This is a genomic window from Mesorhizobium sp. AD1-1 (assembly GCF_020164655.1).
In the GTDB taxonomy this organism is placed as follows: domain Bacteria; phylum Pseudomonadota; class Alphaproteobacteria; order Rhizobiales; family Rhizobiaceae; genus Mesorhizobium; species Mesorhizobium ciceri.
In genome coordinates this window covers 85386-106948 of record NZ_JAIUGP010000013.1, presented here as the reverse complement: position 1 = coordinate 106948, position 21563 = coordinate 85386, and the positions used below count along the sequence as shown (strand labels likewise).

Annotated in this window: 25 protein-coding genes and 1 other RNA gene; 19 read left to right on the top strand and 7 right to left on the bottom strand. The window is 63.0% G+C overall.

Annotation, left to right across the window (positions count from 1 at the left end; translation table 11 throughout):
- Window positions 1-56 precede the first annotated feature (56 nt).
- From LB519_RS22910 to LB519_RS22895, 4 genes are all read left to right on the top strand, one after another.
- Window positions 57-383: a PadR family transcriptional regulator gene (locus LB519_RS22910; protein ID WP_024501425.1), complete on the top strand. Its 327-nt coding sequence runs from the start codon at window positions 57-59 to the stop codon at window positions 381-383.
- The gene (locus LB519_RS22905; RefSeq protein WP_127367610.1) at window positions 380-946 is read left to right on the top strand and encodes a DUF1700 domain-containing protein; all 567 of its coding nucleotides are present in this window, start codon (window positions 380-382) and stop codon (window positions 944-946) included. The genes LB519_RS22910 and LB519_RS22905 overlap by 4 nt, the downstream gene beginning before the upstream one ends.
- A 43-nt stretch (window positions 947-989) precedes the next feature.
- Window positions 990-1697: a GIN domain-containing protein gene (locus LB519_RS22900; protein ID WP_224621279.1), complete on the top strand. Its 708-nt coding sequence runs from the start codon at window positions 990-992 to the stop codon at window positions 1695-1697.
- Between the two features lie 115 nt (window positions 1698-1812).
- On the top strand, window positions 1813-2955 hold the full coding sequence (locus LB519_RS22895; RefSeq protein WP_318011952.1) for a dienelactone hydrolase: 1143 nt from the start codon (window positions 1813-1815) through the stop codon (window positions 2953-2955).
- Here LB519_RS22895 and LB519_RS22890 read toward each other — a convergent pair.
- Both LB519_RS22890 and ssrA read right to left on the bottom strand, forming a co-directional pair.
- On the bottom strand, window positions 2877-3431 hold the full coding sequence (locus tag LB519_RS22890; protein WP_224621308.1) for an AAA family ATPase: 555 nt from the start codon (window positions 3429-3431) through the stop codon (window positions 2877-2879). The two genes, LB519_RS22895 and LB519_RS22890, sit on opposite strands and share 79 nt — an antisense overlap.
- Before the next feature lie 86 nt (window positions 3432-3517).
- Window positions 3518-3877, bottom strand: a transfer-messenger RNA (tmRNA) gene (gene ssrA / locus LB519_RS22885).
- A gap of 170 nt (window positions 3878-4047) precedes the next feature.
- Here ssrA and LB519_RS22880 point away from each other — a divergent pair.
- Together LB519_RS22880 and LB519_RS22875 are read left to right on the top strand one after the other, a co-directional pair.
- Window positions 4048-4359, top strand: a complete 312-nt coding sequence (locus LB519_RS22880) for a DUF2853 family protein (RefSeq protein ID WP_013531020.1) — start codon at window positions 4048-4050, stop codon at window positions 4357-4359.
- A 160-nt stretch (window positions 4360-4519) separates the two neighbouring features.
- Window positions 4520-5314, top strand: coding sequence for a thymidylate synthase (locus LB519_RS22875; RefSeq protein WP_224621278.1), 795 nt, complete (start codon window positions 4520-4522; stop codon window positions 5312-5314).
- Window positions 5315-5325: 11 nt separating this feature from the next.
- On the opposite strand, the gene LB519_RS22870 is transcribed toward LB519_RS22875, so the two are convergent.
- Window positions 5326-5535: a molybdopterin-binding protein gene (locus LB519_RS22870; RefSeq protein WP_024501417.1), complete on the bottom strand. Its 210-nt coding sequence runs from the start codon at window positions 5533-5535 to the stop codon at window positions 5326-5328.
- A gap of 161 nt (window positions 5536-5696) precedes the next feature.
- Between LB519_RS22870 and modA the strand changes: the two genes are divergently transcribed.
- From modA to LB519_RS22850, 4 genes are all read left to right on the top strand, one after another.
- Window positions 5697-6491 carry a molybdate ABC transporter substrate-binding protein gene (gene modA, locus LB519_RS22865; protein WP_224621277.1) on the top strand — a complete coding sequence of 265 codons (795 nt, stop codon included), beginning with the start codon at window positions 5697-5699 and terminating at the stop codon, window positions 6489-6491.
- A 15-nt stretch (window positions 6492-6506) separates the two neighbouring features.
- Window positions 6507-7211, top strand: coding sequence for a molybdate ABC transporter permease subunit (gene modB, locus LB519_RS22860; protein ID WP_224621276.1), 705 nt, complete (start codon window positions 6507-6509; stop codon window positions 7209-7211).
- Window positions 7208-8320 carry a molybdenum ABC transporter ATP-binding protein gene (modC, locus tag LB519_RS22855; RefSeq protein WP_064993785.1) on the top strand — a complete coding sequence of 371 codons (1113 nt, stop codon included), beginning with the start codon at window positions 7208-7210 and terminating at the stop codon, window positions 8318-8320. The genes modB and modC overlap by 4 nt, the downstream gene beginning before the upstream one ends.
- An 80-nt stretch (window positions 8321-8400) precedes the next feature.
- The gene (locus tag LB519_RS22850; RefSeq protein WP_013531026.1) at window positions 8401-8742 is read left to right on the top strand and encodes a winged helix-turn-helix domain-containing protein; all 342 of its coding nucleotides are present in this window, start codon (window positions 8401-8403) and stop codon (window positions 8740-8742) included.
- A 126-nt stretch (window positions 8743-8868) separates the two neighbouring features.
- On the opposite strand, the gene cobF is transcribed toward LB519_RS22850, so the two are convergent.
- Entirely contained in the window at window positions 8869-9645 is a 777-nt protein-coding gene (gene cobF, locus LB519_RS22845) for a precorrin-6A synthase (deacetylating) (protein WP_013531027.1), read from the bottom strand.
- A 183-nt stretch (window positions 9646-9828) separates the two neighbouring features.
- Between cobF and LB519_RS22840 the strand changes: the two genes are divergently transcribed.
- The 6 genes from LB519_RS22840 to LB519_RS22815 all read left to right on the top strand — a co-directional run bounded on the left by LB519_RS22840 (window position 9829) and on the right by LB519_RS22815 (window position 15441).
- The gene (locus LB519_RS22840) at window positions 9829-10830 is read left to right on the top strand and encodes a DUF4424 domain-containing protein (RefSeq protein ID WP_224621275.1); all 1002 of its coding nucleotides are present in this window, start codon (window positions 9829-9831) and stop codon (window positions 10828-10830) included.
- On the top strand, window positions 10830-11348 hold the full coding sequence (locus LB519_RS22835) for a dihydrofolate reductase (RefSeq protein ID WP_013531029.1): 519 nt from the start codon (window positions 10830-10832) through the stop codon (window positions 11346-11348). The genes LB519_RS22840 and LB519_RS22835 overlap by 1 nt, the downstream gene beginning before the upstream one ends.
- Window positions 11349-11517: 169 nt before the next feature.
- Window positions 11518-12636: an FtsH protease activity modulator HflK gene (gene hflK / locus LB519_RS22830; RefSeq protein ID WP_013531030.1), complete on the top strand. Its 1119-nt coding sequence runs from the start codon at window positions 11518-11520 to the stop codon at window positions 12634-12636.
- Window positions 12636-13604, top strand: a complete 969-nt coding sequence (gene hflC, locus LB519_RS22825; RefSeq protein ID WP_063168276.1) for a protease modulator HflC — start codon at window positions 12636-12638, stop codon at window positions 13602-13604. The genes hflK and hflC overlap by 1 nt, the downstream gene beginning before the upstream one ends.
- Window positions 13605-13610: 6 nt before the next feature.
- Complete coding sequence (locus tag LB519_RS22820) at window positions 13611-13799, top strand: DUF2065 domain-containing protein (protein ID WP_013531032.1); 189 nt, start codon at window positions 13611-13613, stop codon at window positions 13797-13799.
- 127 nt (window positions 13800-13926) lie between these two features.
- On the top strand, window positions 13927-15441 hold the full coding sequence (locus LB519_RS22815; protein ID WP_013531033.1) for a DegQ family serine endoprotease: 1515 nt from the start codon (window positions 13927-13929) through the stop codon (window positions 15439-15441).
- Window positions 15442-15484: 43 nt separating this feature from the next.
- Here LB519_RS22815 and LB519_RS22810 read toward each other — a convergent pair whose 3' ends face one another.
- Window positions 15485-16057, bottom strand: a complete 573-nt coding sequence (locus tag LB519_RS22810; RefSeq protein WP_024501412.1) for a GNAT family N-acetyltransferase — start codon at window positions 16055-16057, stop codon at window positions 15485-15487.
- On the bottom strand, window positions 16054-16941 hold the full coding sequence (gene serB / locus LB519_RS22805) for a phosphoserine phosphatase SerB (RefSeq protein WP_024501411.1): 888 nt from the start codon (window positions 16939-16941) through the stop codon (window positions 16054-16056). Before serB ends, LB519_RS22810 begins: the two co-directional genes overlap by 4 nt.
- On the opposite strand from serB, the gene miaA reads away from it, so the two are divergent.
- On the top strand, window positions 16931-17899 hold the full coding sequence (gene miaA / locus LB519_RS22800; protein WP_024501409.1) for a tRNA (adenosine(37)-N6)-dimethylallyltransferase MiaA: 969 nt from the start codon (window positions 16931-16933) through the stop codon (window positions 17897-17899). The two genes, serB and miaA, sit on opposite strands and share 11 nt — an antisense overlap.
- Before the next feature lie 105 nt (window positions 17900-18004).
- Window positions 18005-18796: a GGDEF domain-containing protein gene (locus LB519_RS22795; RefSeq protein WP_013531037.1), complete on the top strand. Its 792-nt coding sequence runs from the start codon at window positions 18005-18007 to the stop codon at window positions 18794-18796.
- Window positions 18797-19013: 217 nt separating this feature from the next.
- On the opposite strand, the gene LB519_RS22790 is transcribed toward LB519_RS22795, so the two are convergent.
- Window positions 19014-20843 (bottom strand): ATP-binding protein, encoded by a 1830-nt coding sequence (locus LB519_RS22790; RefSeq protein ID WP_024501408.1) that lies wholly within the window; start codon window positions 20841-20843, stop codon window positions 19014-19016.
- 154 nt (window positions 20844-20997) lie between these two features.
- Here LB519_RS22790 and LB519_RS22785 point away from each other — a divergent pair, with 154 nt between their 5' ends.
- Window positions 20998-21561: an XRE family transcriptional regulator gene (locus LB519_RS22785; protein WP_027160588.1), complete on the top strand. Its 564-nt coding sequence runs from the start codon at window positions 20998-21000 to the stop codon at window positions 21559-21561.
- Window positions 21562-21563 lie beyond the last annotated feature (2 nt).

The window sequence follows — 21563 nt, the reverse complement described above, 5'->3', positions numbered from 1 at the left end:
ACCTTGCATAAGAAGGTACCTGCCGATATGGTGTACTGGACTTGCCGGGAGCGACCGTGACCGATCCAAATGATGTCCAGCTGAAAAAGGGCGCGCTTGAACTGTGTGTCCTTGCCTTGCTCGCCCGGCGGGAAAGCTATGCCTACGAGATCGCCAGCACGCTGGCCGAGCGTGTCGGCATGGGAGAAGGGACGATCTATCCGCTGATGCGGCGCATGCAGAGTGACGGGCTTGTCGCGACATGGCTCGTCGAATCGACGAGCGGGCCGCCCCGCAAATATTACCGGCTCACCGCAGTCGGCAGGACAGTCTACGAGGCGCGCAGCCGGGAATGGCGAAGCTTTGTCGATGCCGTCGACCTTTTCCTGGGAGAGATGGAATGAACCGCGATGCCTTCTTGGTTTCCCTGCGCAACAGCCTGGCCGGAATGCCCGCGGGCGAAGTCGATGAAATCGTCGCCGACTACGGTGCCCATTTCGACGAGGCGCTAGCCTCCGGACGGAGCGAAGAGGATGTTGCCAAGGCACTTGGCGATCCGGCGCGGCTTGGGCGGGAGCTGCGGGCGGAAGCAGGGATTCGCCGCTGGGAGCATGATCGTGGTCCGGCCGGTGTTGCCGCCGCGCTGCTCGCCCTGACCGGGCTCGCCGCCTTCGACATTCTCCTGCTGCTGCCGGTTCTCATCGTCTTCTGCTTCGTCGTGCTTGGTCTCGGCATTGCGGCCCTGGCGCTCGGCGTCGCCAGCGTCGGGCTGCTGTTGAGTGTCGTGCCGTTCTGGCATTTCGCATCGTGGGCCACGCCATTCGCACGCTTGCTGGCCGCTGTCGGCCTTGCCGCCGCCAGCATCGGATTGGGCTCGCTGCTGCTGCTCGGCCTCAATATCGGGGTCAAGCTGCTGGGGGATTATGCGCGCCTGCATTACCGCCTGGTCAAACCACGCCAGCCCTGATCAACCCAGTGGCGCGTCGCCACGCAGAAATAACAGGTGCACCATGAACAAGACGCTTGCCTGGACCGCCGTGCTGTCGCTCGCAGTGGCCGTGATTTGTCTGTCGCTGGCGAATTCGATCGCCGGAAACGAGTGGAGAGGTGGCCGCTGGTGGAATTTTGCCTCCAGCTGCCGCGGTTCCGGTGATGGGACCAAGCCCGGATCGGTGACGCTGGCCTGGCAACCGGTCTCCAGCGAATTCCAGATTGCCCTGCCGGCAACGGTCACTTATCGGCCCGGCACGCCTTCCCAGGCTGTCGTCAGCGGCGATCCCGAGGCGGTTTCGCATGTTCGCCTGTCCGGCAATGTGCTGGCCTTCGACGACGGCTTCGATTGCGATGGCCGGCCGGTCAGCGTCCAGCTTACCGGTCCAGCGGTCCCCAGTTGGCGGTTGAGCGGCAGCGGCAGGCTCGAGCTTTCCGCTCTCGCCCAGGAGGCGCTGGACCTGCGCATCAGCGGCAGCGGCGATGTGCGCGCCAGCGGCAGTGTGCAGGATCTCTCCTTGCGCATCTCGGGCTCCGGTTCAGGTGACTTCGGCAAACTCACGGCGAAGACCGCCAGTGTCCAGATCAGCGGCAGCGGCAATGCCGATATCGCGCCGCGGGACCAGGCCGATATCCGCGTGTCGGGCAGCGGCAATGTGCAAGTCCACGGCAACCCGAAGATCAATTCCCATGTCAGCGGCAGCGGCAGGGTCGAGACGGTGCCCTGAGCGGCTGCAAAGCCGCGCGCACACGCGCTACTTCTCATCACACTGTATGCAGCCGGAAGGCGGGTCAGACCGCGGTCCGAGGATACCAATCTGTTTGAACATCGGAGACAGGAAAATGCGTTTGAAGAAGCTCCTGATTGCCGCCCTGGCAAGTCTGGCCGTCACGACAGCTCATGCCGCTGGTTTGAAATTCATCCAGATACCGGCCGATGCCGCCGGGCCGGCAATTGATGCTGCCATGTGGTCGCCCTGCGCCAGCCCGCCCGGCGAGGTGAAGGTCAAGCAGTCTACCGTTCCGGCTGTGCTCGACTGCCCCATCGAGGGCGGGAGATTGCCGCTCGTCGTCATTTCACATGGCTATGGCGGCTGGTACCTTGATCTCCACGATATGGCCGAGACGCTCGCGGATGCCGGTTTTGTCGTCGTTGCCATCAACCATCCGCACGCGAACCACGCCGATATGAGCCAGGCCAATGGTCTGGGCGTGCTGAGGCAGCGTCCGATCGATATCAAGCGCACCATCGATTTCATGCTCGGCAACTCGGCGGATTCGGCCAAGATTGATCCTCAGCGCGTCGGCTTCTACGGATTTTCGCAAGGCGGCTATACCGGCCTTGTCATCGGCGGCGCCGATCCGGATTTCAACAAACTGCCGCCGCGCTGTTCGAACCCGGCCGACACCGGCTGTCCGCCAGCCAACCAGCCCAAGCCGGCGAGCAAGCAATTGCCGCCGGAAACGCTGACCCAGGATACCCGCGTCAAGGCGATCGTGGTGGCGGATCCGCTGAGCGTCGTTTTCCAGACTGCCGACAGTGTCGAGAACGTCAAGGTGCCGCTCCAGCTCTGGAGTTCGCAGTTCGGCGGCGACGCTGTATCGCCCGTCGACGTGAAGCGACTGGCTGGATTGCTGCCGCGGACACCGGACTTTCACGTCGTGCCCAACGCCGTGCATCTCTCCTTCCTGACGCCATGTCCTGCCGACGACGCGCGCAAGCCATCGCCAGCTTGCATCGATGCTCCGGGTTTCGACCGGGTTGCCTTTCACAAGGCGTTCAATGCCGCTGTGCTTGCCTTCTTTCGCCAGCATTTGGCCGAAGACCAGGACCACGGGGCAAAGACGCCCGCGCCTGGCCACGAAGCAGCCGAAACAGCGGTGCAAAGGTCGGACTGTCGAGCCTTTCACGCCAATCCTGTCTCGGCCAGCACGAAGCGCAGCCGCGCCTCGACGGGGGCCAGCGGCAACGGAACCATCTCATAGCCCAGTTCCGTATAGACGCCGACCAGCGCATGGTGGGTACGCTCGGCCTCGTCGAGCGTCTGCCTGCGCTCTTTGTCCTGCGCGAAGATCTCCGGCCAAAGCGGGGCGACGAAGACGCGCCGATGATAGCGGAAGCGCTCTGCGGCAGCGTGGGCGTGTTCGGGTATCGGCAGGCCGCTCAGCCTGAGATAGCCGAGCGTGTCCGGAACGCCGCGATCGAAAAAAACAGGACGCCCGGTCTGTTCTTGCGCAATTTGATACGAGCGCATTTCCCATGACAGCATCAACTCGGCAAACAGGGCGCGATCGTGCCAGGGCAAAGCGGGTCCGCCAATGGCGGACTGGTCGCGGATAATGCCACGCCCGGCTTCGACCGAGGCGGCAAAGCCTGCGTGGCGCAGGGCTTCGATCAAGGTGGTCTTGCCGGAGCCGGGACCGCCGGTCAGCACAAAAAAGCGATCGGAATCGTTTTGCATGTTTTGTCCATGAAGAGGGAGCACGCGGCAGGGCGCGTTCGCGGCGGAACTGCCGTCGCGCATGCTGGATATCGGAGGAGGGGAGAAGTGGAGGTTTCTGTTGCCAGGTACCTCCGAACCCCGCCTAGAAGTGCGAACCTCTAGGGCTTGATTTGAAGCTATCGCACCGCTTACGCGGCGAGACGTGCTTCCGCATAGTTGTCATTTGCAACTACAGGTTTAGCCCGATGACGGTGGTACCATGCCGGGCAAAAGTACGATCTTTACACCTTCGTCGATCCTATTTCGCCCCCAGCAAAAACCGCTCTGTCGTCAACAGCGGCTTTTGGTGGAGGCGCCGGGTACCGCCCCCGGGTCCGAACGGCTTATTTCATCGCCCATTTATCGCCATAGTCGGTCAAGCCGACAAACCGAATATAGGGGGCGATCGCAGGAAATGAAAGGCCGCAATGGCACTTTGTTCCCGTGTCAAAACCGCAAGTCCGAAGGGTTGACTTGAGCGCGGTCTCAACCGAAGCTTTGCCACGGTGAGGAGTTATCGACATAGCGCACAAGTTGCAGCAGCGCGCCACAGCCCTCATCGATCGGATCCGTGGCGCCGACGAGGGGAATTTTGATGGCCGACTATCTTGCAGACGTGAAGAAATACGATGCCTCGGCGAGTGCCGACGTGGTCGACAAAATCGTGAAGCATCTTGGCATTGCGCTTCGGAACCGCGATTCCTCGCTGGTGTCTTGCACCGATCCGAAGGAATTGGAGCGCGTCAAGGCTGGCTGGGTTGCCAAGAAGCTCGGCATATCGGACGACAGCAAGGCCGACGCTTCGATCGAGAAGGTCTGCAAGGCGATGGCCGCCGACAACACCAAGAACCGGGTTACCTTCTACTACCTGGTTGCCAAGGACCTGGGTAAGCTCGGCTCCCTCTGACGGCCGCGCTTCAATTCGCCGGGCTGGCGCGGTCCATGCGCCAGCCGGTGATGTTGTTGGGGACTGACTGGCTTCGGGCATAGCTTGCGCGCTGCTTTGTGGTGTTCGATCGCCCGTCTGTCAGTTATGATGGCTGGACAACCGAATCGAGCCGGAACCGATGCGCCAGTATCTCGACCTCCTGCAGCACGTGCTGGACAACGGCGCCGACCGCGGCGATCGCACCGGCACCGGAACGCGCTCCGTCTTCGGCTACCAGATGCGTTTCGACCTGGCGCGCGGCTTTCCCGTCACCACAACCAAGAAGCTGCATCTCAAGTCGATCATCCATGAGCTTCTGTGGTTCCTGGCCGGCGACACCAACATCAAATATCTCACCGACCATGGCGTCTCGATCTGGGACGAATGGGCCGACGAGAATGGCGATCTCGGCCCGGTCTACGGCAAGCAGTGGCGTTCCTGGCCGGACGGCCATGGCGGCTCGATCGACCAGATCGCGAATCTTCTCAAGGAGATACGCAGAAATCCTCAATCGCGGCGGCTGATTGTTTCGGCATGGAACCCAGCCGAGGTGGAAGCGATGGCGCTGCCGCCCTGCCACTGCCTGTTCCAGTTCTATGTTTCGGAAGGGCGGCTTTCCTGCCAACTCTACCAGCGTTCCGCCGATATCTTCCTTGGCGTGCCGTTCAACATCGCGTCCTATGCCCTGCTGACCTTGATGGTGGCGCAGGTGACAGGGCTGAAACCCGGCGATTTCGTCCACACACTTGGCGATGCGCACCTCTACTCGAACCATTTCGAGCAAGCACGCGAACAGCTGCGGCGCACGCCGAGGACGCTGCCGACGATGTGGATCAATCCGGAGGTGAAGGACCTCTTCGCCTTCCGTTTCGGGGATTTCCGGCTGGAAAACTACGTCGCCGACGCGTCGATCAAGGCGCCGATCGCGGTCTAAGGCCGCAAATTTCAGTCGATGCCGACCATCACGTCCGAGGCTTTGACCACGGCATAGGCCTGCTTGCCCTTTTCGAGCTTGAGATCGGCGACGGCCTCGTTGGTGATCGAGGCGGTGACGATGGCGCCGCCGCCAATGTCGATCCTGACATGCGAGGTGGTGGCTCCCTTGACGATCTCGGCGATCGTTCCCTTGAGGACGTTGCGGGCGCTGATCTTCACCGGAGTTTCCTTTCCAAGGTTTCTTTTCCCGGTCTTACCAAAACAATTGGTGTCGTACAGACGCTTTCATGAGGCGCCGGGCCTTCCCTTGTTATATTCATACGGATATATCGGTCAGCAGGCTTCGAGCCGGCCGGATTTCAAACCAGGGAGAGTTTTCCATGACGCGCACAGGTTTTGGATCTAGGGCGATCGCCATTGGCGGTTTGGCTGCGGCGCTGATGGCAGTCGTGCCGGCAGCGCATGCGGAAGACAAGGTGGTGGTGTTTGCCGCAGCCAGCCTCAAGGACGCGCTCGACGCGGTGAACAAGGCCTGCGAGGCCGATGTCGGCGAGGCGGCGACTGTCTCCTATGCCGCGAGCTCGGCGCTGGCCAAGCAGATCGAGGGCGGGGCGCCTGCCGACGTCTTCATCTCGGCCGATCTCGACTGGATGAAATATCTCTCCGACAAGAAGCTGACCAAGCCGGACACCGAAGTGAAGCTGCTCGGCAATCGGATCGTGCTGGTGGCGCCGAAGGACTCGGCGGTCGACACCAGGATCGAGAAGGGTTTCGACCTCGCCAAGCTGATCGGCGACGGCAAGCTCGCCATGGGCGATTTCAAGGCGGTGCCGGCCGGCAAATACGGCAAGGCGGCGCTTGAATCGCTCGGCGTCTGGTCCTCGGTCGAGGGCAAGGTGGCGCAGGCCGAAAACGTGCGCGCGGCGCTGAAGCTGGTTTCGACGGGCGAAGCCGCCCTTGGCATTGTCTATGCCACCGACGCGCATGCCGAAAAGGGCGTCAAGGTGATCGGCACCTTCCCGGAGGATTCGCATCCGCCGATCATCTATCCGGTTGCCCAGACCGCCGATTCGAAGGACAAGGATACGCCGGCTTTCCTGAAATGCCTGCAGTCGGCCAAGGCGGCCGCGCTGTTCAAGGATCAGGGATTTACCGTGCTCGCGCCGAGCAACTGAGTTCCAAGGGGCACTATGAACTGGCTGCTGGACCTCACTCCCGACGAATGGAATGCGGTCCGGCTGTCCATCAAGGTGGCAACGGTGGCGATGCTCGCCAGCCTGCCGCCGGGCATCTTGATCGCGCTTCTGCTTGCCCGGGGACAGTTCTGGGGCAAGACCGTTCTCAACGGGCTGGTGCATCTGCCGCTGATCCTGCCGCCGGTGGTGACCGGCTATCTGCTGCTGCTCACCTTCGGCCGGCGCGGTCCGGCCGGTGCCTTCCTGGCAGAGCATTTCGGCATCGTCTTCTCCTTCCGCTGGACAGGTGCGGCGCTGGCTTGCGGCGTCATGGGCTTTCCCCTGATGGTGCGGGCGATCCGGCTGTCGATCGAGGCGGTGGACCGTAGGATGGAAGCGGCAGCGGGAACGCTCGGCGCCAATCCGCTCTGGGTGTTTGCCACCATCACGCTGCCGTTGATCCTGCCCGGGCTGATCGCCGGCGCCATGCTGGCCTTCGCCAAGGCGATGGGCGAGTTCGGCGCCACCATCACCTTCGTTTCCAACATTCCCAATGAGACGCAGACATTGCCGTCGGCGATCTACACCTTCACGCAGGTGCCGGGTGGCGATGAAGGGGCGCTCCGCCTGACGCTGATTTCCATTGTCATCTCCATGGCAGCACTTGTGGCTTCGGAGGTGCTGGCGCGGCGTGTCGGCCGGCGGCTGGACATCGAATGAGCGTTCTCGTCGACATCAGCCATCGGCTGGGCGGTTTCGCCATCGGCGCCCGCTTCGAAAGCGCCGGGCGGCTGACGGCGCTGTTCGGAGCGTCGGGGTCGGGCAAGACGACGCTGATCGGCATGATTGCCGGGCTGATCCGGCCCGACAAGGGACGCATCGAGGTTGACGGCCGTGTGCTGGTCGATACCGGTGCCGGCATTTTCGTGCCGAAGCACAAGCGCCGCATCGGCATGGTGTTCCAGGACGCAAGGCTGTTTCCGCATTTGAGCGTTGCCGGCAATCTTCGCTACGGCCGCTGGTTCACGCCGCCGGCGGAGCGCTACGCCGATATCGATGCCGTCGTCGACCTGCTCGGCATCGGGCCGCTCATGAACAGGCGGCCGGCAAAGCTCTCAGGTGGCGAGAAACAGCGTGTGGCGATCGGCCGGGCATTGCTTGCCAGCCCCAGACTGCTGCTCATGGACGAACCGCTGGCCTCGCTCGACGAGGCGCGCAAGGCCGAAATCCTGCCCTATGTCGAAAGGCTGCGCGACGAGATCAAAATCCCGATCGTCTATGTCAGTCATTCGGTCGCCGAAGTGGCGCGGCTGGCCAGCGACGTGGTGATGCTGGCGCAGGGCAATGTCGTTGCCAGCGGGCCGACCGAGGCGGTGATGCAAAGGCTCGACCTGTTGCCGGCGGAGGAGCGCGGTGAGGGCGGCGCCGTGCTGGACACCAAGGTGCTGCATCACGACGAGAGTTTCGGCATGACCGTGCTCGGCTCGGCTGCGGGCGAGCTCCGGGTGCCACAGCTGGCGATGAAGACAGGTACGCCGGTGCGCATCCGTATCCGCGCCCGCGATGTGATGATCGCCACCGAAAAGCCGAGGGGTCTCAGCGCGCTCAACATCCTGCCGGGAACCATTACCGCGATGAGCCCCGGCGAGGGACCGGCGGTCGAGGTCGGTATCGACTGCAATGGCGCAACCGTGCTTGCCCGCATCACCGAACAGTCGCGGCAGGCGCTGAAGCTTCATCTTGGCGGCAAGGTTTTCGCGGTGATCAAGACGGTGAGCTTCGATCGGGCGAACACCGGCGCCGGCCTGCCCGCCGAGACGGGTGGATGATCCCGCTATGTCTTTTTGGAATAGCGGTTTCGCCAGGGAGCTTCTAGTATGACATTGGGATGTGACCGCGGAGAGCAAAGATGCCGTCGCTGAGCTTGCGGATAAATCTCGATCCCGACGGGCGCGTCGGGCCGGGCAAGATCGAACTCCTGGAACAGATCGCCGCCTTCGGCTCCATCTCGGCCGCCGCGCGCGGCATGGAGATGTCCTATAAGCACGCCTGGGACCTGGTCGAGGACATGAACCGGGTATTCGGCAAGCCGCTGGTGGCGGCACAGACCGGCGGCCGCAAGGGCGGCGGCGCACAGTTGACGGCGGTCGGCCTGGCAGTGGTCAGCCGCTTCCGCGCCATCGAGCGCGCGGCGGCGGCCGCGGCAGCGACGCATATGGAGGCGTTGCAGGCGGAGATTGAGGCTGGGTGAGGGAGTAGGGCAGTAGGGCAGTAGGGCAGTAGGGCAGTAGGGCAGTAGGGCGGCATTCGCGTGCTGTCTTCCAACACAAAACGTCATTCACCTACTGCCCTACTGCCTTACTCCCCTATTGCCTTCCTATTCGGGCTTGCGCAGCAAATAGCTGTCCATGATCCAGCCCTTCCGCCGACGGGCTTCCTCTCGAACTTTTTCGATCTTTGCGCCGATGTCACCGATTCTGCCGGAGAGAGTGATCTCGTCTTCCGTTCCGAGATAGGCGCCCCAATGGATGACGACATCCTTGTCGGCCAGCGTGTTGAAGGCGCATTTGCCGTCCAGCAGGACGACCGCGCTGCCGGCATTGTCCGGCATGCCTTCTTCGGTCAGGCGGCGGCCGGTGGTAATGAGGACGGAATCGCCGATGCGGTTCAGCGCCATCTTGTGGCTGGCGGCAAGTGCCTGGACGGCGGTGATGCCGGGGATGACCTCAAGCTCGAACGCCACATCGCCTCGCAGGCGCACGCGCTCAAGGATGCGCAACGCGCTGTCATAGAGCGAAGGGTCGCCCCAGATCAGGAAGGCGCCGCAGCCGTCGCCTGCAATCTCGTCGCGGATCAGGCCTTCGTAAATGGCGGCGATGGCTTCATGCCAGTCATCGACGGTCGAGCGGTAGGAGGGCGCCGGACCATCTTCTACCGGGAGGTCTCGCACCGGCACGTCGAATTCGACGCGCCGCGACTTCGGATTGGTGACGAAGCGGTCGCAGATCTGACGGCGCAGTTCGGCCAATTCATTTTTTTTCGCGCCCTTGTCGGGAATGAACAGCACATCCGCCTGGTTCAGGCCTGATATGGCCTGAACGGTCATGTGGTCGGGATTGCCGGCGCCGATGCCGATGACGAGAAGCTTGCGCATGGGCGAACTCCTGCCCGATCGGAACCCGTTAGTCCAGACCGCACAGGCGCGTGTCCAGACCGCGCTGGCGCGTGTCCAGACCGCAGTCCAGCTCCCTTTGGTGCGTCCGCGGATACGGAAGGGCTTTGAACGCCACATTGAAACGGCTAGGGTCCTGCAGGCATTCCAGCCGAGGGGGCTTCCATGTTGCGATATGTTCTGACCGCCGTGCTGGCCTTGTCGTCCGCACCCGCTTTCGCCAATGATTCGGTTGCCGAACTTGGCACCGGCGGCCTGATCCTGTCGCGCAGCGATGCCGTGGCGATGCAAAGCGAGGACCTTTTCATCTCGCCGGAAAAGGTCACGGTCGACTATGTCTTCCACAACAACACGGATCAGGATGTCGCGGCCATCGTCGCCTTCCCGATGCCCGACATATCGGGCAATCCCGAAGAAATCCCGGCGATTCCTGAAAATCAGAGCGATAATTTCCTCGGTTTCGAGGTGACGATCGACGGTGTCGCCGCAAAGCCGCAGCTCGAGCAGAAGGTGTTGGCGCTCGGCATCGACATCAGCGCTGAGCTGAAGGCGCAAAACGTGCCGTTCTATCCTTTCGGCGATGCGGCGAAGGCGGCGCTGGCGAAGCTGCCGCAAGCGGTTGTCGATGACTGGGTCAACCGCGGCATCATCATCGAGGACACCGGCAGCGACGGCACCGAGACGAGCAAGGTCTACACCCCGTTCTGGCAATTGCGTTCGACCTACTGGTGGCGCTCGACCTTTCCGGCCAACAAGGACGTCCATGTTTCCCACCACTACAGACCGAGCGTCGGCGGCACGTCTTCGGTCAGCTTCTTCTACGACGGCAAATTCCAGGGTCAGTATGCGGCCTACAAGACCCGGTATTGCATGGACGGCACATTCGAAAATGCGGTGCGCAAGGCGGCCAAGGACGACCCTGACGGCTACCCCAAATATTTCGAGAGCCGCATCGCCTATATCCTGACCACCGGCGGCAACTGGGCTACGGGCACGATCGGCAAGTTCAAGCTCACGATCGACAAGGGCAATCCGAAAGCCCTGGTCTCGTTCTGCGGCGACAATGTCAAAAAGACCGGACCGACGACATTCGAGGTGACGGCGGATGATTTCTACCCCGAGCGCGACATCGACATCCTGATCCTCGAGCCGACGGACGAAAATTGATGCATGTCGCAATCTACGTTGCCATTGCCGAGAACGGCGTGATCGGGCGGGACGGCGGGCTCCCGTGGCGGCTCTCCACCGATCTCAAGCGCTTCAAGGCCGATACGATGGGCAAGCCTATCATCATGGGCCGCAAGACCTATGAGGGCATCGGTCGGCCGCTGCCGGGCAGGTTGAACATCGTCGTGACCCGCGACGAGACCTGGCGCGCCGAGGGCGTCGAGGTGGCACATTCGCTCGAAGCCGCGATCCAGCTGGCGACGGTGCGCGGGCGCGGCATGGCCGATGTCGACGAGGTGTGCGTCATCGGCGGCGGCGAAATCTATGCCCAGGCCATGCTGCTGGCCGACCGGCTGCACGTCACCCATGTGCTGGCAGCGGTCGACGGCGATGCGCATTTCCCGCCGATCGATCCCGATTCCTGGCGCATTGTCAGCTCGCAGGACGTCCCAGCCGGGGAAAAGGACAGCCACCCGACGCGCTATTCGGTTTACGAGCGGCGTCGCGAGAGACATTGAACGAAAAAAGAGCCATTGAAGGAAGACAAAGGGTCGCGACTGGACCAAATCGGACGAAGTCGGAAGCGCATCGCGTTGAAAGCGCCCCGTGGCGTGCCTATAGAAGAACAATACTGGATTTTGCGCCGTAATGCCGGCGCTTGAGGGAATTCCAAGCGAAAGGACATTCATGCCCTGGAACGACAAAAGCGGCGGTGGCGGCGGCCCATGGGGTGGCGGCGGCAACAATCAGGGACCCTGGGGGCAGGGTCCAAAAGGACCGAGCGGGCCGCAGGGCTCGCCTCCCGATCTAGAAGACATCATCCGCCGCGGCCAGGACCGGCTGCGGCGCGCTCTTCCGGGCGGCGGCGGCGCGAGCCCGGCTATCTTCGCGCTGATCGCGGCTGCACTTGTGGTGCTGTGGGCGTTCAAGGCGGTTTACACCGTGCAGCCCGATGAGGTCGCGGTCGAACTGCGCTTCGGCAAGCCGAAGACCGAACTGTCGCAGCCTGGCCTGCATTTCCATTGGTGGCCGCTCGAAACCGTCGAGACGGCCAAGATTTCCGAGCAGCTCGTCGATATCGGCGGTGGCGGCGCGACAAGTGGCAATACGTCCGGGCTGATGCTTACCGGCGACCAGAACATCGTCAACGTCCAGTTCTCCGTGGCCTATCAGGTCTCCGACCCGCGCGCGTATCTGTTCGATGTGTCCGATCCCGACGGCATGCTGAGGCAGGTTGCCGAAAGCGCCATGCGTGAAGCCGTCGGCCGCCGGCCGGCGCAGGACATCTTCCGCGACGACCGCCAGGGCATTGCCGCCTCGGTGCGTGAGATCATCCAGACGACGCTGGACGGCTACAAGGCCGGTCTCAACGTCAACGCCGTCTCGATCGAGGATGCGGCACCGCCACGCGAAGTGGCCGATGCGTTCGACGAGGTGCAGCGCGCCGAGCAGGACGAGGACAAGTTCGTCGAGCAGGCCAACCAGTACTCCAATCAGAAGCTCGGGCAGGCGCGCGGCGAGGCCGCACAGATCCGCGAAGACGCGGCCGCCTACAAGAACCGGGTCGTGCAGGAAGCCGAGGGTGAGGCGCAGCGCTTCATCTCGGTCTATGACGAATATGCCAAGGCGCCCGATGTAACGCGCAAGCGCCTCTACCTGGAAACCATGGAGAAGGTTCTGAAGGATTCGAGCAAGGTCATCGTCGAGCAGGGCAACGGGCAAGGGGTCGTTCCCTATCTGCCGCTGCCGGCATTGCAGCCGAAAGCGCCGGCACCGGCCGCCCCCGTTACGGGAGGTAACCAGTGATGGCCAACCGTCTTCCCATCATCGTCGTCGCAGCAGCGGTTATCCTGTTCCTGCTCTATTCGTCGGTCTTCGTGGTCAATGCGCGCCAGCAGGCACTGGTGCTCAGGTTCGGTGAGATTGTCGACGTCAAGAGCGAACCCGGCATCTACTTCAAGGCGCCGTTCTCGTTCTTCGACGCCGACACCGTGCAGCTGATCGAGAACCGGGTGCTGCGCTTCGATCTCGACAACATTCGCGTCCAGGTCTCGGGCGGCAAGTTCTATGAGGTCGATGCCTTCATCGCCTATCGCATCTCGGATCCGCGGGTCTTCCGCGCCGCGGTGTCCGGTCAGATCGAATTGGCCGAGGCCCGGCTCAGGACGCGTCTCGACGCTGCCTTGCGCCGTGTCTATGGTCTGCGTGATTTCGAGGCAGCACTCTCCGAAGAGCGCGGCGTGATGATGCGCGAAGTCCGCGACCAGCTCAGGCCCGATGCCACATCGCTCGGCCTGCAGATCGAGGATGTCCGCATTCGCCGCACCGATCTCACGGCCGAAGTCTCGCAGCAGACCTTCGACCGCATGAAGGCGGAACGCCTGGCGGAAGCTGCCCGGCTGAGGGCGCGCGGCAATGAGGCGGCACAGCGCATCACCGCCCGCGCCGATCGCGAAGTGGTCGAGATCGTCGCCGAAGCCCAAAAAGAGTCGGAAATCCTGCGCGGCGAGGGCGAGGCCCAGCGCAGCGCCACCTTCGCGGGAGCCTATCAGCGCGATCCGGCTTTCTTCGACTTCTACCGGTCGATGAATGCCTATGGCACGGCGCTGGACAACACCGGAACGACGATGGTGCTGTCGCCGAACTCGGAGTTCTTCCGCTTCTTCCGCAATCCCGACGGCAGCGAGGGATCGGCAAAGCCGGCTTCGCCTGCGCCAAACGCTCCGGCGACGGCACCCGCCGCGCCGGCGGCACAGCCCAGCACCGGCCAGTAGCGGCCGGTGCAGGATTTTCTTGCCGCCATGGGCCTCGTCCTCGTCATAGAGGGTCTGGTCTATGGCGGCTTTCCCGGCCTGGCCAGGAAGCTTGCCACCGAAGTGCTGTCGCTGCCCGAGAACGCGCTGCGGATTGCCGGGCTGGCGGCGATCGCGATCGGCGTCGGCATCGTCTGGCTGGTACGAGGCGCATGAGGGCGGCGATGATTTATCCTCTGCCGATAGTCATAGCCGCAAACGTGCCGTATTTTTTGCCAACATGGCGTGACGCGGCGTTTTCGTCGAAGCGCTTTTCTTTTCAAGAATACCGGGAGGCTTCTCGATGACATCCAATACAATTTTGCGCGCGGCGCGGCGGACATTCATCGCCGGCGCGGCGGCACTTCTTGTCAGCGCCGTCGCTGTCCCGTCCTTCACGGCGCCGACATTTGCCGCCGATGGGCCCGCTTCGGTCGCCGATCTGGCGCAAGGCCTGCTCGGCGCGGTGGTCAACATATCGACCTCGCAGACGGTCAAGGGTACCGAAGGCCCGGGCGCGGTGCCGATGCCGCAATTGCCCGAGGGTTCGCCCTTCCAGGATTTCTTCGACGATTTCTTCAAGAACCGCGGCGGTGACAAGGACAACGGCTCGCAGAAGGTGCAGTCGCTGGGCTCCGGCTTCGTCATCGATGCCGAGCAAGGCATCGTCGTCACCAACAACCATGTCATTGCCGATGCCGACGACATCGAGGTCAATTTCTCCGATGGCGTCACCTTGAAGGCGACGCTGGTCGGCACCGACACCAAGACCGATGTCGCCGTGCTCAAGGTCGATCCGAAAGGCCACAAGCTGACGGCGGTGAAGTTCGGCGATTCCACCAAGATGCGCGTCGGCGACTGGGTGATGGCGATCGGCAATCCGTTCGGCCTCGGCGGCACGGTGACGGTCGGCATCGTCTCGGCCCGCAACCGCGACATCAATTCCGGCCCCTATGACGACTTCATCCAGACCGATGCCGCGATCAACCGCGGCAATTCCGGCGGACCGCTGTTCAACAGCGCGGGGGAAGTCATCGGCATCAACACGGCGATCATCTCGCCATCCGGCGGCTCGATCGGCATCGGCTTCTCCATCCCGTCGCAGCTCGCGTCCGGTGTCGTCGACCAGTTGCGCCAGTTCGGCGAGACGCGGCGCGGCTGGCTCGGCGTGCGCATCCAGCCGGTGACCGACGACATCGCCGAAAGCCTCGGCATGGCGACCGCAAAGGGTGCGCTGGTTGCCGGCGTGATCAAGGGCGGCCCGGTCGACAATGGCACGATCCAGGCCGGCGACGTCATCATCAAGTTCGACGGCAAGGATATCCATGAGATGCGCGACCTGCCACGTGTCGTCGCCGAAAGCCCTGTCGGCAAGGCGGTCGACGTGCTGATCGTGCGCAAGGGTGTTGAACAGACGGTGAAAGTGACCCTCGGCCGGCTCGAGGATGGCGAGAAGGCCGCCAACGCCGAGGAGGGCAACACCGACCAGGACAAGGGCGACAAGGCTCCGGCCGTTTCCACTGCCTCGGTGCTCGGCATGACGGTCGGCGAACTGAACGACGAGACACGCAAGAAGTTCAGCATTGCGGCCGATGTTTCGGGCGTCGTCATCACCGACGTCACCAAGGACTCGGCCGCCGCCGAACGCGGCATCCAGCCCGGCGAGGTGATCACCGAGATCGCACAGGAATCGGTTGCTACCCCCAAGGACGTCATGGACCGCATCGGCGCCTTGAAGGAACAGGGGCGCAAGAATGCGTTGCTGATGCTGGCCTCGAAGACCGGCGAGCTCAGGTTCGTGACGATCAGGATGGACTGAGGTCCGGAAGATCGACAACACGACAACACTGAAAAAAGGGCGGCTAGCGAGCTGCCCTTTTTCTTGCCTGCCAGTCCTGGCGCGACAGTCTGTAGAGGACATGCCGTTTGAGATGCGGATGGCTGTCGGGAATGCTGGGGTGGTCGAAATCGCCGGACGGATCCGCGCTCATGCCGAGGCGTTGCATGACGGCGGTGGAGCGGCGGTTGGCCGCGACGGCGAATGACACGATTTCATCGAAGCCAAGCGTCTCGAAGCCGTAGGCCAGCCACGCTTCGGCTGCCTCCGTGACATAGCCTTTGCCCCAGAACTCAGGTGCCAGCCGCCAGCCGATCTCGATGGTGCCGGCTGGCAGGGATGGCACATGATCGGTGTCGAGGAGACCGATGAAGCCGATGCATTCACCGGTGGCGGTGATCTCGGCGGCAGCAAAACCGTATCCGTCGTTCGTGGTCCAGGCCCGGAGCTCGTCCATCTTGGCATCCGCCTGGGCGCGGTCACGGCGGAATGGAAAGAACTCCATCACCCGGTCGTCGGAGTTGATGCGGTGGAACAGGTCGCGGTCGCGATCCTCCCAGTTGCGCAGAATCAGGCGCTCGGTACGCATTGGTTTCATTGCACAAAGTCCTCCTGCCTGTAGCCCTGCATATAGAGCAGCGCGGTCAGGTCGCCATGATCGATGCGGACCTTGGCCTGTGCCGCCACCGTCGGCTTGGCGTGAAGCGCGACACCGGTACCGGCAAGGCGGATCATGTCGAGATCATTGGCGCCGTCACCGACGGCAATGGCGTCGGCGGGCGTCAGGCCGAGGCGCGCTGAAATTTCGATCAGCGCGTCGGCCTTGGCGGCGCGGCCGAGGATCGGTTCGCCGACCAGGCCGGTGAAGCGGCCGTCCTGTTCGAGCAGGCGATTGGCGCGGTTCTCCTGGAAGCCGAGCATTGCGGCGATGCGCGTCGTGAAGACCTCGAACCCGCCAGACACGAGTGCCGTCCAGGCACCGTTGGCGCGCATGGTCCGGACCAGAACACGGCCGCCCGAGGCCAGCGTCAGGCGATTGGCGACGATGCGATCGACCACGGTGGCGTCGAGGCCCTTCAGCAACGCCACCCGCTCGCGCAAAGCCGGTTCGAAGGCGATCTCGCCATTCATGGATCGCGCGGTAATCGTGGCAACATGATCCTTTACGCCGATCTCGTCGGCCAGCTCGTCGATGCATTCCTGGTCGATCATGGTCGAATCCATGTCGGCGATCAGGATTTTCTTGCGGCGGGTTTCTGCTTCTTGGACGATCACGTCGACCGCCTCGCTGGCGAGTGCCGTGCGCAAGACGGCACTCGCAGCGGCGGCGTCGGCTGCCTCAGGCAGGACGAGATCGCAGGCGATACCTTCAGCCAGCCAGACAACAGCGCTTGCGCCGACCGACCGTGAGGCCATATTCGCAAGCGACAGCGACAAAGCGCGCTCAGTGGGACGGGAAACAAGCGTGGCGATGAGCGGCATGGAACATTCCGGCGGGCAGGCGGGCAAGGGCCGCGTGAAGAACGCGATCCTGATAGCCGGGCCGACCGCCAGCGGCAAGTCGGCGCTTGCGCTCGATCTGGCCGAGCGCAGGGGTGGCGTGATCGTCAACACCGATTCCATGCAGGGCTATTCGGTGCTCGACGTGCTGACCGCCCGGCCGGAGGCGACCGACCTCGCCCGCGCACCGCATTTCCTCTACGGCCATGTCCATCCGGCGACGCCCTATTCCACCGGCGCCTGGCTGCGCGACGTGATGAAACTGATCGACGACGGCACATTCTCCGAACGGACAGCGATTTTTGTCGGCGGCACCGGGCTCTATTTTCGCGCATTGGCCGAGGGCATTTCGGAAATGCCCGACATTCCGCAACGGGTCCGCGACCGTTGGCGCTATGAATTGAAGGAGCAGGGCGCCGTCAAGCTGCACAGCCTGCTGCTGCGCGAGGATTCGGCGGCCGCCATGATGCTCAAGCCAACCGACAGCCAGCGCATCGTGCGGGCATTGGAGGTTCTCGATGCGTCTGGTCGTTCGATCCTGGAATGGCAGGCAGAGCGCGGCCAGCCGCTCATCGACAGGCAAAGCGCGCATTTCCTGGTGATCGAGCCGGATCGGGCGGCGTTGGTCGGACGCATCGACAAACGCTTCGACCAAATGCTGGACAAGGGCGCGCTGGACGAGGTCAAGCGGCTTGCGGCACTTGGCCTCGATCCCGAATTGCCGGCGATGAAAGCGATCGGCGTTCGCGAACTGCAGGCGGCGATGGCCGGAGGGATTGGCTTTCCCGAGGCAATCGAACGCGCCAAGATCGCGACCAGGCAATATTCCAAGCGGCAAACCACCTGGTTCAGGCATCAATTGGGGCCGGAATGGCTGAGGTTGCACCCCGGTGATGATCTGGAAACCACGATCTCAGCGCTTGCTTCCGATGCAACCTGAAAAGTTTACCTGCAAGGAAAGGTTCCCGTTGTGGTTGTCCAAATTAACCCTCCGTAAGCCCGCCCATGCCATAAGGTCGATGGGCACTTTTCCAACGGGGAGCAGATGCGTTTTCACAAGGCGGAATCAGCATTTTTCGTCTTTATATTCGTGATCCTGGCCGCCGGCCTGGTGACGCTGCATGCTTATGGACTTCTGCAGTCCTTCGCCGACGAGTTGCATACGGCTTCGGGTCTGGACAAGGTCATCTATCTCAACAAGCTCTTGTTCGCGACCGGCGTGCTCCTGGCCACCGCGCTGTTCTTCGGCATTTTCTTCATCTATCCGCTGATTCGAAAACAGGCGACGGAGGAGGGCAAGCTGCGCGCCATGACGGTCTCGCTCAGCGCGCGGTCGGAAACACTCGAGCATGCGGCGCTGACCGACGGCCTGACCGGCATGCAGAACCGGCGCTATTTCGATGATGCGCTGAAGGAGTATCTCGAGGAGTTCCGGCGCATCGAAAAGCCTGTCGGGCTGATGATCCTCGATCTCGACCATTTCAAGCAGGTCAACGACACCCATGGCCATGACGTCGGCGACGAGGTGCTCAAGGCGGTCGCGAGCTGTCTCAAGGATATGACGCGCTACCACGATGTGGTGGCGCGATTGGGCGGCGAGGAGTTCGCCGTGGTCACGCCCAACATGGACGCCGAGCTTCTGGGCAAGTTTGCCGAGCGCATCCGCAAGGCGATCGCCAACATGTCGGTGCTGTCGGGCAATGTCCGCCTCAAGATCACCACCAGCGTCGGGCTAGCCGTCTGGGACCGCAAGGAAACAGCGGAAGAGTTCTATCGCCGCGCCGACCGCCAGCTTTACGAGGCGAAGAGGCAAGGCCGTAACCGCGTCTGCGCCTAAAATCCCGTCCCTGAATTCGTGAGGCTGGCCGTCTGGCGCCGTTTTCTGTGCTTCCGATGCTCACGGACTCAAATGTCCGCTCCGCTTCGGTTCTCGAAAACAGCACCACCCGACTCGGCCTGACGAATTCCCTGACGGGATTTACCCAAGCGGTCCAGGCAGGGCGCGAGCTTAGCGCGGCTTCTCAATCGGCCGGCAGAACAGCCGGGTCGCAAGCTCAATCGTTTTGCGGGCGCAGGCCGAAGGTTGCGGGCTTGAGGCCGTAGCGCATGTCGAAATCGTCGTCCGATGGCGGGCGTGCGGCGGGTGGCTTGCGGTAGTCGGGGTCGCCGGCCTGGCGGCCTGAATCCACGACCTCGGCGAAGGCCATCGCCTGCTGCGTCGATTTCGGCACGTTGCGCAATCGTTCCACGATCGCCACCAGATCGACATCGTCGCCCGGCTTCGACGTGGCCTCTTCGCGTTTGGCGGTGCCGGGAAGCAGGTGGCTCGGCAGTTTTTCGAACTTCAGCCGCATGGTCGTCGCCACGCCTTCGCCGAAGGCGATGGCTTCGCGCTGGCCCATCGAGGACAGAAAGGCAAGCGTCGAGGCAGAAGAGTCGGCAATCGCCGAGCGGATGATCGCCTGGTCCTGCTCATTGGCAAGCCGCATGGCGAAGAAGGTCGAGCATTGCGACAGGATGGTCGGGTCGAGCTCGCCGGGGCGCTGGGTGACGACGCCGAGATAGCAGCCATATTTGCGGCCTTCCTTGGCAATGCGCGACAGCGCATGCCTGGTCGGCGCGAATCCGAGACGCGGGTCGGCCGGCATATAGCGGTGCGCCTCTTCGCACAAAAACAGAAGCTGCAGCTTGCCTTCGCTCCACAGAGCGAGATCGAAGGCCAGGCGCGCCAGCACCGAACAGACGGAATTGACCACTTCGGACGGCATGCCGGCCATCTCGAAGCAGGTCACGGGACGGCCATGATGCGGCACGCGGAAGATGTTGCCGATCGTCTCGTGGATGGTGTCCTCGATCAGGCGCGAGTTGAACATGAAGCGATAACGTGGATCGGCCGCCGCCGATTCGATGCGCGTCTTCAGCGATTTGAGCGTCGGGCGATCGGTCTTGCTTTCGAGCATGCCCATGCGCTCATCGATCTGCTTGAGCAGGTCGGCGATGCGGTAAGGCACTGGCGTATCGGCGGTCAGCGCATCGCTGCCGCGCCTGATATAGGAGCCCGAATTCGGGTTGCGGTAGAGATTCTTGGCGGCCGGGATCAGGTCGCGCAAGGCATCGATTTCTTCCGGCTCGGTCTCGCGGCCCCGGAACAGCACCTCGGCGAATTCCTCCAGCGTGAACATCCAGAACGGAAGATCCAAGGTTTTGGAATCGACCCTGACGCAGTATTCGGGCAGCGATGCCGCGAACTCGTTGTGCGGGTCGAGGATCAGGATGCGCAGATCCGGCCGTGCCGCGATCGACTTGCGCAGCAGCAGCGAAACGGCGGTGGATTTGCCGACGCCGGTCGTGCCGACAATGGCGAAGTGACGCGCCAGCGTATCGTCGATAGCGATGTTGGCGGCGATCGTCTCGTCCTGCGCGAGCGTGCCGATCGTGATCGAATGACGCCCGGCAAGGTCATAGACCGCCTGCAGGTCGCGGGTGCGGATGCGATGCGCAACGGCGCCGATATGCGGATAGGTGGTGATGCCGCGGTCGAAGACCGGTCTGGCGCCGGGCTCCGCACCGTCACGGACTTCGCCGATCAGCTCGATGCTGACCTCGATGGCGTTCTGGCCCTCATTGCTCCAGGCGCGGTCCGACTTGCCGATCGCGTAGACAAGGCCGACGGTTCGCGTCGATCCGAGATTGATGGAAATCATCTTGCCGACCGTCCACAGGCCGGTCACCGCGCCGTCGGCATCGTCCGCATAGGCGCTGATGGTGGCGCGAGCGCCGTCGCATTGCACGACATTGCCGAGGATGCGCTTGTCGTTCTGCTCGGTCTGGCGGCGCTCCTGCGAGGTCGGTTCCCCCACGGAGGCTTCGCGTTCGACATACATGGACAGGCCAATCCCCATTTCCCTGGAGAGTCGATCCTACCCGAATGGGGTTAAGGCCCGATGAGGTCGGATGGTGTAGAGAGCATTAAGGGGCCTGTGAAAATTGTCGCAAGGCGGCTCTTCTCCGGCGTCAATATTTCGCTATAATAGACATATGGATGATATAGCGAACGAAATTTCCTCGACGATAGGCCGCAGGATACACGCCGAAAGGGTCATGCGTGACTGGTCCCTGGCCGAACTGGCGGAGCATTCCGGCGTCTCGAAGGCGATGCTCAGCACGATCGAGCGAGGCAAGACCAGCCCGACGGCGGCGCTTCTGGTGCGCATTGCGTCGGCCTTCGGCATGACGCTGTCGACCTTGATCGCGCGCGCCGAGCTGCAGGGCGGCGGGCTGCTGCGCGAGGCCGACCAGCCGGTATGGCGCGATCCCGATACCGGCTATGTCAGGCGGCATCTTTCGCCGGCTGGCGATATGCCGCTGGAACTGATCAAGGTGCATCTGCCGGCGGGCGCCAGGGTCAGTTTTCCGGCTGCTTCATACGCCTTCATCAAGCAGCAGATATGGCTGATTTCCGGGCGGCTCGAATTCATCGAAGGCGATATGGCGCACAAGCTCGAGCCCGGTGACTGCCTGGCGCTTGGGGCGCCGTCGGACTGCACCTTCCATGCCCTGGAGCCCGGCGCCGACTATCTGGTCGCCCTGGTCAGAGGCTGACA